The organism is Dietzia sp. 111N12-1, assembly GCF_001658045.1.
Taxonomy (GTDB): domain Bacteria; phylum Actinomycetota; class Actinomycetes; order Mycobacteriales; family Mycobacteriaceae; genus Dietzia; species Dietzia kunjamensis.
Map to the genome: position 1 here is coordinate 1 of NZ_LSSV01000054.1, position 10,270 is coordinate 10,270.

Sequence of the window (10,270 nt, forward strand, 5' to 3'; positions counted from 1 at the left end):
CGCTCTGGCAGTAGGTCACGATCGGACCGTCGGCCGGGAGCTGGTCGAGGTTCCACAGCACCCGTCCGCCGCTGAGCTGCGCGGAGCCCGGGATGTGGCCGTCGGAGTGCTCAGATTTGTTGCGCACGTCCAGGACCATCGCCGCGTCGAAGGAGCCGAGCTCGTCGGGGCCGATCATCTCGGGGGTCGCGGTGGGCAGGCCCTCCAGAGTGGTCGTGTACCCGGTGACCGTGTCGATACCAACCCACAGCAGGTGGTCGCGGTACTCACCGGCGACCTCCTCGTCGGGCGCGAGCACGACCAGGGGCGTGTCCTCCTTCTCGGGGTCGTAGACCCAGGCGCCGAAGGACGCCGCCTTGTCGACGCCGGGGATGTTGAGCGCACCGGGGACGGTACCGGCGTGGACCTCGTCCTGGCCCCGGGTGTCGACGACGACGACCTGGTTCGCCTCGAGCGCGGCTGAGAGCTCGGCCGGGGCGTACTCGCGGAGTGGGGAAAGCGGGCCGAGGACCGTCGGGCCTTGTCTGTTCTGTCGCTTCATCCGGCCGAAGTAGGCGTGCGCGTCGGGCTGGCCGTCGAGCAGTTCGTCGATGAAGCCCTGCTCGTCGTCACGCTCGACGTACCCGCCCCACCAGGCGTAGCGACGCTCGTAACCGACGCTGGTCGACGGCAGTGCACCCAGCGCCTTGCCGCAGGCGCTACCCGAGCCGTGGCCGGGGAAGACCTGGACGTGGTCCGGCAGCGTGACGAACGAGTCCTTCAGGCTGCGGAAGATCTGCTTGGCACCCTCGTAGCGGGTGTCGACGCCGCCCGCGGCCTCATCGAGCAGATCGGGCCGGCCGAGGTCCCCGGAGAAGACGAAGTCACCGGAGAGCAAGTACCCGGGGGTATCGGCGAACGCCCCGTCGGTGACCAGGAACGACAGGTGCTCCGGGGTGTGCCCGGGCGTGTGCACGGCCTCGACGGTGATGTTGCCCAGCGTGAGCTTGTCACCGTGGTGCAGCCGCTCAGCGTCGAAACGGTACTGCCAGTCATCCCCGCCCTCGCCCGAGACGTAGACCCTCGCCCCGGTGGCCGCGGCGAGCTCGCGGGTACCCGAGAGGTAGTCGGCGTGGATGTGGGTCTCGGTCACGGCGGTGATCGTCATGCCGTGCCGGGCGGCGAGGTCCAGGTACTCGCGGATGTCGCGGCGGGCGTCGACGACCACGGCCTCGCCCTTGGACTGGCAGCCGATGAAGTAGCCGGCCTGCGCCAGGTCCTCGTCATAGATGCGTTCGAGAAGCATCGAGATCTCCTTGTCGATCGGGGTTCCCTGTTCGGGGCGTGCCACGAATGTACATACCCCACTAGGTATGTGCAACATACCCCACGGGGTATCGAGATCGGGGCGCCGGAAGCCCACTCCCCCGGTTCGGACGGTCGGCGATTGGCCCGCCCGCCCCTCCCTGCCGCCACCGTCGAGGGGATTCGGCACGGCAACTGGCGGGGGCCGAGCGCAAGGGCCCGCGATCGAAAGCGGAGGCTAGGCAAAACACCCCCCCGGGTATATTATGGTGTGACCTTCCACCTCTGCCAGGAGTCCCCATGCAGCTCGACACCGTTGAATTGACACCCGCACTCAACCGCCTCAAGCGTGCCCAGGGGCAGCTCGGGGCCGTGGTGCGCATGATCGAGGAGGGCGGCGACTGCAAGGACGTCGTCACCCAGCTCTCGGCGGTGTCCAAGGCCCTGGACCGGGCCGGCTTCGCGATCATCGCCAGCGGCCTCGAGCAGTGCCTGACCAACCCCGAGGAATCGCTGGGCAAGAAGGATTTGGAGAAGCTGTTTCTCTCCCTGGCCTGATTTCCGCCGACTCTGACAGCCTGGAATCTGGAAGTCTCAACGCCGTCGACGAACCATCGAAGGAGGCGTCCATGACTTACACCCGCACCATCACTGTCCCTATGTCCTACGAGCAGGCCCTGGAGCGCACCCGGGCCGCCCTGGCCGACCAGGGCTTCGGCATCCTGACCGAGATCGACGTCAAGGCGACCTTCAACACCAAGCTGGGCGAAGAGGCCGCCGAGGCCGTGGGCGACTACGTGATCCTGGGAGCCTGCAACCCCGGTCTGGCCAGCAAGGCCCTGGCCGCCGAACCGCAGCTCGGCGTCCTGCTGCCGTGCAACGTCGTGGTTCGTCGCGGCAACGGCGATGGGCAGACCACCGTGGAGGCCATCGACCCGCAGACCATGGTCCAGCTCAGCGGCAGTCCCCAGGTACGTGAGATTGCCGACGACGCCGACGCACGGTTGCGCGCGGCCCTGTCTACGAGCAGCGAAGCCGATCCCACGCGCAGCTGAGGCCGGCCGGCCCCGACCGACACTCCCCCAGAATGGACGTCTCACCAATGGTGAGGCGTCCATTCCCCGCTCACGGTGAGACATGATCCACCGCACTGAGACACCCCTAACTCAGAGTTTCTTGGCTGCGGGGACTCAGGTGCCGGCGAAGGATTGCTGCGCGCCGGAGGAAGACCAGTGAGAGCACGAGTGCAACTATCCCGAGTACATCGAGTGCGATCTCGACGTGCGCTCCCACCTGCGTGGCCAGGGTCCCGGCGTCGCCCAGTGGGAGGTCGGCGAGGAGAGTAGCCGCCTCGAAGATCTCCGTCCGCTGCTCGATAGTGCCGTCTTTGGCGATGACTGCGCTCACACCGCTAGTGGCTGCGACCAGTACCGGCACGTTGTGCTCGACCGCCCGGACCCGCGACATGGCGAGCTGCTGATAGGTCATGGGGGAATAGCCGAAGGTCGCGTTGTTGGTGGGGACGGTGAGGACCTGAGCACCTCCGGCAACGGGTGTGCGTACGGCGGAGTCGAATGCCACCTCGAAGCAGGTCGCGACGCCAGTGACGACCCCTGAAGTTTCGAGCGTGCCCGAGCCGTCACCGGCGAGGAAGTGCCCCGCGCTCTCTGCGACGGGGAAAAGCGCCTCAAAGAGGCCGCGCCACGGTAGCCACTCGCCGAACGGCTGAATGTACTTCTTGTCGTGGCGGTCCACCGGCCCCGATGTGCCGTCCCAGAGCAGCTGCGTATTGAACGACTCCGGGCCGTCGGCGATGCGATCAATCGTACCCAGTGAGATCGGTGCCCCTACCGCCTCGGAGGCGGCCGTGATCTGCTCGGCCGCCTCTCGAGTGTCCAGGACCGGCACGTCCGAGGCGTTCTCCGGCCACAGGACGAGGTCGGGCTGCAGATCCTCACCGGCCACGACCCGCCCTGCCAGTCGGTACGTGGCGTCGAGATGGTTTCGCAGCACCGCGGTGCGCTGGGAATTGAAGTCCAGTCCCAGGCGGGGAACGTTGCCCTGGATTACAGCGACGCGAAGTTGCTGTGTTCCCGCCCGGCCGAGATTGGGTGTGACCAGGTCGGTGGAGGCGATCGCCAGCAGCGCCAGCACGGCCCCCGGTATCGCCAATGGCGCGGCCACCGAGACCGGCCGAGCTCGATCGAGCAGGGCCAGAATCATCAACCCCGCCGCGAAACCGGTCGCAGCGATCGCGGTCCCGAGGAATCGCGAACCGCCCAGCGCCGCGAGCGGCAGCAGAACACCGTCGGCGTGGCCGAACGCCAGTGCGCCCCAGGGAAAACCGCCCCACGGCCAGGACCCGCGGATGGATTCCCAGAGAGACCACCACGCCGCGAGTCCTATGGTCGTGGCCACAGCGAACGGGCCGCTCTGGACCCCGACTCGCACGAGATGTACCGCGCCCGCCCCGAACGCCGCCAGATACAACCCTTCCACCAGCGCGAGCCCCCACGCAGCGTAGGCGCCCACATAGAGACCAACCCACGGGACCAAGAGGAGGAAGAAGACGACCCCGAAGACGAGGCCGAGGAGCGCGCCGGTCCCGGTTCCGGGGTGGCGGCCCCGGACCGGCCCGAGCGCGAGCACGAGCAAGGCGAGGCCGGCGAACGCGGTCGGCCACCATCCGACGGGCGGGAACGCGGCGTAGACGAGCGCACCGGCCATGGCAGCCAAGCCCAGACGGATCACCAGCAGGGTCATCGAGGCTCCGGTTCGGACACCGTGGCGCGGCCGCGACTGCGCATCCGGTTCCAGACGAGCAGTCCGATCCCGGCCAGGACGACGAGCACGAGGACGTCCACGACGGGGTTCGCGACCGCCGCCACGCCCGCTTGCAGCCCGGCCTGGACGTCAATCGGCACGAGTTCGGGGACCCCGATAAAGCCGTTGGTCGTCCAGAAAAGGATCCCGACCGCGAGGATGAGCAGGCCCGTGACCACCGAGGTACTGTGCAGTTCGCGGCCAAGGACGGTGAACGTTCGACCCCGCAGCGCGGCTCGGGTCCGCGTCCCGATACGGCCCCACAGTGCGGCCAGGACGGTGAGCGGCACGACCATCCCGGCGCCGTAAACGGCCAGCAGCGTTCCCGCAGTGACCACATCGCCCTGCGCAGCCGCCAGCGTCAGAACAGCTCCGAGTATCGGCCCAGCGCAGAAGCCGGCCACGCCACTGGCAGCGCCGAGCAGCACCGTCTTTACCAGACCCGCGCGGGCGTCTGACTGGCTCTGCAGCGTGCCCGCCCCCGGCAGGAGGCGAGCGGCGTCGAAGCCGAACCCGAGTACCTGCGCCGCCCCGAGCACGATGAGCAATACCGACGCGGCAATGATGATCACTCCGCGGTTGGTGACGAACACGCTGCCGACCACGCCGGCACCGATCCCGAGCGGCACCAGGACCACGACCAGACCCACGTAGAAGACAACGCCATGCAGCCACAATCGGGGCCCCGAGCCAACGGTGGAGGCGAAGAACGCGGGCAACAACAGTGCCCCACAGGGACTCAACAGTGCCAGGGACCCACCGATGAACGCACTGAGCAGCCCGATGTCCACCGGGCTACCCTCCGCCCGAGGTTTCGAGGGCCGTCTCATGGGCGTCGAGGAAGACCTCGACAGGTTGTGCGCCGACCATCGGCGACCCACCCAGGATGAACACGGGGGTCGCGCTCGCGCCGTGTTCGATCCCCAGCTCTTCGTTCCGTGCGATCTCCTCGGCCGCCTGCGGTGAGATCATGTCGGCGGCAAATCGTTCGGTGTCCATCCCCAGCTGGCCCGCCAAAGCGACGAGAGCCGCCTCGGAGAGATCCCGTTCGGACCGTGTGCGGCCACCGTCGAACAGAGCGTCGTGAAACTCCCAGAACCGACCCTGCTCGGCGGCTGCGTACGAGGCCATCGCCGCACGCTTGGACGCCGGGCCGTACACGTTGACATCGCGCCACTCGATGCGAAGCTCACCTGCCTCGGCCCGCTCCTTCATCACCGGAAGCGTCTCGCGGCTCCACTGCGCACAGAACGGACACTGGTAGTCGGAAAAGACCACCAGCCCGACGGGAGCATCCACGGGACCGAGCGCGAACGGATCGCCCGTCTCCCTTCGCTCCGCATAGGAGTAATCCGGTTGCTGCTGCGCGACGACACCCCCTCCGGCCGTATCCCCATCGCCTGCATCTCCGGCTCGCCACATAGCCACCACCAAGATGATGAGGATCGCCAGCATGACGAGCCCGGGGATGGTGCCGATCGGCAGTCGGCCCGATCTGTGCGATCGCGACACGTTGTGTTCCTTTCCTGACGAGGGCGTCATCAGATCGGCAGGGTCGTGTCGCTGATCGCGAAGTCCCGCAGCCAGCCGATGAACAGCGCCCATGCGCCGCTGAGCAGGAGAAGACCCACCAGGATGAGCATCACGCCGCCGAACACCTGGATCTTGCGTGTGTGTCGCTGTAGCCACCCCACGGTGCGTAGCGCCCACGTCGAGCCGAAAGCCACGAGAACGAACGGCAGGCCCAGCCCCGCGCAGTAGGCGACGATGAGCACCACGCCGCGACTCGCATCCAGGCCCGTGCCGGCTGCGACCGAGAGGGCCGCCGCCAGGGTCGGCCCCAGGCACGGCGTCCAACCAAGGGCGAACACCCCGCCGAGCATCGGCGCCCCCAGCCACGTGGTCAGCGCCTTGGGCTGCATCCGCGTATCGCGTTGGAGCGCGGGGACGACACCGATGAACACAAGTCCCATGCAGATCGTGACGACGCCCCCGATGCGCTGGAGAAGTTCCTGTCGGGGCGAGATGTACTGCACGGTCCCGAGGACCATCGCCGACAGCAGCACGAACACCACGGTGAAGCCACCGACGAACAGTACTGAGGCCAACACCACTCGGCGCCTACTCGATACTCTCCGCTTTCTCTCCTCCAGCGTGAGAGTGCCGGCTTCGACCCGGCGGCGCTCGGCTCCAGCTGCGGTGACGGCGGGCCGTTCTGCTCCCACGACACTGGCCAGATACGCGAGGTAGCCGGGCACGAGCGGCACTACGCAGGGTGAGGCGAACGAGACCAGCCCGGCCAGCACGGCGGCCCCGAGGGCGAGCAGAATCGGCCCGGACACGACCGTCTGCTGAAAGGTCTCCCCGATCGACTGGGCGAGGATGACTACGGTGTCTGTCGTCATTCGTCGAACCTGGTATCCGCCCTGGCAGCCGCAGCGGTGTGGAGCTGGACGGTCTCTGGCAGCGAGACTCCCGAGACAGCCGGAGCACGCTTACGGCGCCTGCGGATGATGAACCAGCCGATTGAAGCGAGTGCCACAGCGGCCACGATCACGAGGAGATCGGGGATACTGCCCGCACTGTCGAGCACGGCACCTTCCAGCGCAGCCTGGTCGGACGCGCCGAGGATGCCGCTCAGTTCGGTGGTGCCGGCAGTGACCAGCAGCAGGACGCCGACCGCGACTGTGAGCGCGCCACCGATGAGGCCGGTCCAGGTGTTGCTCCAGCGTCCGATCTTCACTTCGCGCGGCCGGACGAGGTTCCGGACGGCGGGGAAGCGTCCCCACAGGAGCGAGAGGACGAACAGTGGCAGCGCCATCCCTGCGGCGAAGACCAGGACGATGATCCCGCCGGACAGTGGCGTGCCGGAGACGGCGGCCACGGTGAGGACGGCGCCGAGCAGCGGGCCCGCGCAGACGCCGGCGAGCCCGTAGACCGTGCCGAGGGCGTAGACGGCCGTCATCGAGGTGCCCTCGGTGTTGGTCCCCCGGCGCAGGAACGGCACGGGGACGTTGAGCAGCATGAGGAGGCCGAGCACGATCACGAGGACGGAGGCCACGGTGACGAAGGTGAACCGGTGCTCGTTGACGAAGGCCCCGAGCGTCCCGGCGAGGACCCCGAGGGGGACGAGCGTGGTGGCCAGGCCCAGGTAGAAGACGCCGGTGCGGGTGAGGAGCTCCCGCGGGGCGGCGAAGGCGTAGGAGAAGAACGCGGGCAGCAACATCGCCGAGCACGGGCTGAGCAGCGTCAGGACACCACCGAGGAACGCGCCAACAAGTCCGATGTCCACGACTCACTCCACCGCCGCGAGAGCTTCGTCCAGATACTCACGGAACGTGGCCACCGGCTGCGCTCCGGACAGCGCGGCCTGGCCCGCGACGAAGAACGGGGTGGCCGTGACGCCGAGTTGCTGCGCATTGCGGGTCTCGGCCTCCGCCTGCGCTCGGATCTGCGGATCATCGAGATCTGCGGTGAACTTCTCCATGTCCGGCATGTCGACCTGTTCAGCGAAGTCGATGAGCACCTCGCGGGTCAGATCCGGGTGTCCGCTATCGGGGGCCGCGTCGAAGACGGCGGTGATGTAGTCGACGTACTTGTCCTGGTTCGCGGCGGCCTGCGCCGCGATCTGGGCGTCCTCGGACTGCTCGCCGAAGTAGGCGACGTCGGTGAACTCGATGCGGACCCTGCCGGTGTCCACGTACTCCTCGATCAACACGGGCAGTGTGTCGCGGCTGAACGAAGCACAGAAGGGGCACCGCAGATCGATCCACTCTGTCAGGACCACCGGTGCGTCGACATCACCGATCGCCTTCGGGTCATCGGCCTCGCGCCGAACGAACTCCATGTCGCCCCCGGTGGTCTGCGCGCCGTCAGCGGACTCCGCGGCCACAGACGTCCCAGTCGTCGGGGATTGGCCGGTCAGTGTCTGGGCGAGCACCACGATCCCGAGGAAGACGGCGATCGCACCCAGGATCCAGTTCCCGATGGTCGCCCGCCGGTACTTCGCCTCAAGGGTGTGGCGGGCTAGCGGTTGATTGGTGCTCACGGGCGGTCCCTTTCGCAAACTGGTGGATCATCGACCGGTACGACTATTACACATAGTCGACTATTGGGGATAGTCGGCCCGTGGCATGATGGCCCGTATGGATAGGTTCCGAAGTGCCCTGACGTCGTGGCCGCAGACCCTCGCACTCGCGGCACGCGGGCTGCGGACGTGGACGCCGCGCCAGGTCGTGACTGCAGGCGCGGTAGCGCTCGTCTTCGGAGTACTCCTCGGCCTGGCGACGGTACTGATCCCCAACTCGGTGTTCACCCGGGAGATCCCGCCGGTGTGGTGGAATTACCCGGTCTGGATCCTCACCGCCGTGTTTTCCGGGATGCTCTTCGCCACGTACGTTCGCGGGTCGGCGACTGCCTCGCCGTCAGGTGTCGAGGGCACCACGGAGCTGGGAGACGACGTAGAGGCCCGTCGCTCGAGCCGGTTCGGCATGATCGGCGCAGTCCTGGCGTGGTTCGCGGTCGGCTGCCCGGTCTGCAACAAATTGGCGCTGCTCGCTCTGGGATACTCCGGGGCGATCACCTGGTTCGCGCCGGTGCAGCCGATCCTGGCGATCGTGGCGTTGCTGCTGACCGGAATCGCGCTCGTGGTGCGTCTGCGGGGGCAGATCGCATGCCCGCTGCCCGCAGTGCGTGTCGAGGAGCGGGTATGAGCGCTGCCGAGACCGTCGGGGAGCCGCCCCGGCTGGGAACCCTGGAGACACAGGTGATGGACCTGCTGTGGGACGAGGGGACCTTCACCATCCGCGAGCTCATCGGTCGACTACCCGGAGACTTCGCGTACACCACCATCGCCACCGTTCTGACCAACCTGCACCGCAAGAACCTGGTCGACTCCGGCAAAAGGGGTCGATCCACGGTGTACGAGGCACGGTGCACCCGTGAGGAACACGTCGCCTCGGTAATGGACCATGCACTTGGCACGAGCAGGGATCGCGCGGCGTCCATCCTGAACTTCGCGGAGCGGATCCCCGACACCGACCTGGACCTGCTGCGCGACTACCTCCGTCGCCGCGACGAAGGGATCAACCCATGACCTCCGGACTGCTGGCCGCGATGCTGATCATCGGACTGGTCGTGTCCGCACTGGCGGGCCCGCGAGTACTGCGCAGCGCCGCCCCGCTGCTTATGAGGGTCCCGCGCCTGGCCGCAGGACTGCTCGCCGGCGGCGTGGCGGCCTGGGTGCTGACACTTCTCGCGGTGGGGCCGGTGCTCGCATGGGTACTTTCGGGGCCGGTGGTGCTTCCAGCCCGTGCAGCCCAGGTGTGTGAGCAGTGCCTTGCTGCCGCCAATCCGTTCGGTGACCAGACGTTCAACACTCCCTTCCCGGTGGCAATTCTGCTGGCACTGCCAGCAGCCGCCGTGTTGCTGCACCTGACCTCAGTCAGCATCGAGACCATCCGCCGCCGCCGAAGCACGCTGCGCACCGCAATGCGATACCGACAGACCGCACGGCCTCGACGCATGCACGGATACGACGTGCTCCTGGCGGACGATTCACACCCATTCGCCCTCAGCCTCCCCCGCCGCCACGGCGGCATCGTGATCTCCACCGGCGCAGTCCAGCTGTTCTCCGTCGACGAACTCGTGGCCGTCCTAGCCCACGAGCACGCCCACCTACAGCAGCGCCACCATCTCATTACCGCGATCGTCAGCGGACTGACCACAAGACTGCGGTGGATCCCGATGCTGGCCGCCGCCGAGGACGCCCTGGGCCACTACCTGGAGATCGCCGCCGACGACCACGCCCGGCGAGTATCCGGAACTCCCGCGCTGGCGGGGGCGCTACTCGTCCTCGGTCAGGCCGCCCGCCTCTCCCAGCAACCAACCGCAGAAGGAGCGCTCTACGCGCTCGGCCCGAACCGGATCGCGCACCTCGTGCAACCTGACCGCGGGACCGCCGGAGCCGTAGCCGCGACCGCCAGCACCTGCTGCATGGCCGCTCTGATCGCCCTCGCCGCATTCGTCCACATCCCTTACATGTTGGCGGCACTCAGCGGCTGCATCTGAACCGGCCATTCCCCTCGCGGACCCGCCCCGCCCGTAACCGTTACCGCCACCGTCCCTAAGCATGAACAGCTAGGAGACTGCTGAACAAGGCGCT

At 67.7% G+C, this 10,270-nt stretch carries 12 protein-coding genes; 5 read left to right on the forward strand and 7 right to left on the reverse strand.

From position 1 onward, the window contains the following. A partial coding sequence (locus AYO52_RS13020) for a rhodanese-like domain-containing protein (protein ID WP_067718133.1) occupies positions 1 to 1,285 on the reverse strand: 1,285 nt, incomplete at its 3' end. 299 nt (positions 1,286 to 1,584) lie between these two features. Here AYO52_RS13020 and AYO52_RS13025 point away from each other — a divergent pair. Both AYO52_RS13025 and AYO52_RS13030 read left to right on the forward strand, forming a co-directional pair. Next, positions 1,585 to 1,842, forward strand: a complete 258-nt coding sequence (locus AYO52_RS13025) for a metal-sensitive transcriptional regulator (protein ID WP_067718103.1) — start codon at positions 1,585 to 1,587, stop codon at positions 1,840 to 1,842. A gap of 71 nt (positions 1,843 to 1,913) precedes the next feature. Further along, complete coding sequence (locus AYO52_RS13030) at positions 1,914 to 2,339, forward strand: DUF302 domain-containing protein (RefSeq protein ID WP_067718105.1); 426 nt, start codon at positions 1,914 to 1,916, stop codon at positions 2,337 to 2,339. Positions 2,340 to 2,445: 106 nt separating this feature from the next. On the opposite strand, the gene lnt is transcribed toward AYO52_RS13030, so the two are convergent. From lnt to AYO52_RS13060, 6 genes are read right to left on the reverse strand one after another with little or no spacing between them, the layout of a single operon-like run. Beyond that, positions 2,446 to 4,047: an apolipoprotein N-acyltransferase gene (lnt, locus tag AYO52_RS13035; RefSeq protein ID WP_067718108.1), complete on the reverse strand. Its 1,602-nt coding sequence runs from the start codon at positions 4,045 to 4,047 to the stop codon at positions 2,446 to 2,448. Then, on the reverse strand, positions 4,044 to 4,898 hold the full coding sequence (locus tag AYO52_RS13040) for a cytochrome c biogenesis CcdA family protein (protein ID WP_067718111.1): 855 nt from the start codon (positions 4,896 to 4,898) through the stop codon (positions 4,044 to 4,046). The genes lnt and AYO52_RS13040 overlap by 4 nt, the downstream gene beginning before the upstream one ends. 4 nt (positions 4,899 to 4,902) lie before the next feature. Further along, positions 4,903 to 5,649 (reverse strand): DsbA family protein, encoded by a 747-nt coding sequence (locus tag AYO52_RS13045; protein ID WP_107749406.1) that lies wholly within the window; start codon positions 5,647 to 5,649, stop codon positions 4,903 to 4,905. Beyond that, positions 5,649 to 6,512: a cytochrome c biogenesis CcdA family protein gene (locus AYO52_RS13050; RefSeq protein ID WP_067718116.1), complete on the reverse strand. Its 864-nt coding sequence runs from the start codon at positions 6,510 to 6,512 to the stop codon at positions 5,649 to 5,651. Before AYO52_RS13050 ends, AYO52_RS13045 begins: the two co-directional genes overlap by 1 nt. Next, on the reverse strand, positions 6,509 to 7,399 hold the full coding sequence (locus tag AYO52_RS13055) for a cytochrome c biogenesis CcdA family protein (RefSeq protein WP_067718119.1): 891 nt from the start codon (positions 7,397 to 7,399) through the stop codon (positions 6,509 to 6,511). The genes AYO52_RS13050 and AYO52_RS13055 overlap by 4 nt, the downstream gene beginning before the upstream one ends. A gap of 3 nt (positions 7,400 to 7,402) precedes the next feature. Next, entirely contained in the window at positions 7,403 to 8,155 is a 753-nt protein-coding gene (locus AYO52_RS13060; protein ID WP_067718121.1) for a thioredoxin domain-containing protein, read from the reverse strand. A gap of 97 nt (positions 8,156 to 8,252) precedes the next feature. On the opposite strand from AYO52_RS13060, the gene AYO52_RS13065 reads away from it, so the two are divergent. The 3 genes from AYO52_RS13065 to AYO52_RS13075 are packed head-to-tail and all read left to right on the forward strand — an operon-like array spanning position 8,253 to position 10,176. After that, a complete protein-coding gene (locus tag AYO52_RS13065; protein WP_235027685.1) occupies positions 8,253 to 8,819 on the forward strand; it encodes a hypothetical protein in 567 nt (188 codons plus the stop codon). Beyond that, positions 8,816 to 9,202 (forward strand): BlaI/MecI/CopY family transcriptional regulator, encoded by a 387-nt coding sequence (locus tag AYO52_RS13070; protein WP_067718127.1) that lies wholly within the window; start codon positions 8,816 to 8,818, stop codon positions 9,200 to 9,202. The genes AYO52_RS13065 and AYO52_RS13070 overlap by 4 nt, the downstream gene beginning before the upstream one ends. Beyond that, positions 9,199 to 10,176: a M56 family metallopeptidase gene (locus tag AYO52_RS13075; protein WP_067718130.1), complete on the forward strand. Its 978-nt coding sequence runs from the start codon at positions 9,199 to 9,201 to the stop codon at positions 10,174 to 10,176. The genes AYO52_RS13070 and AYO52_RS13075 overlap by 4 nt, the downstream gene beginning before the upstream one ends. The last annotated feature ends 94 nt before the right edge of the window (positions 10,177 to 10,270 follow it).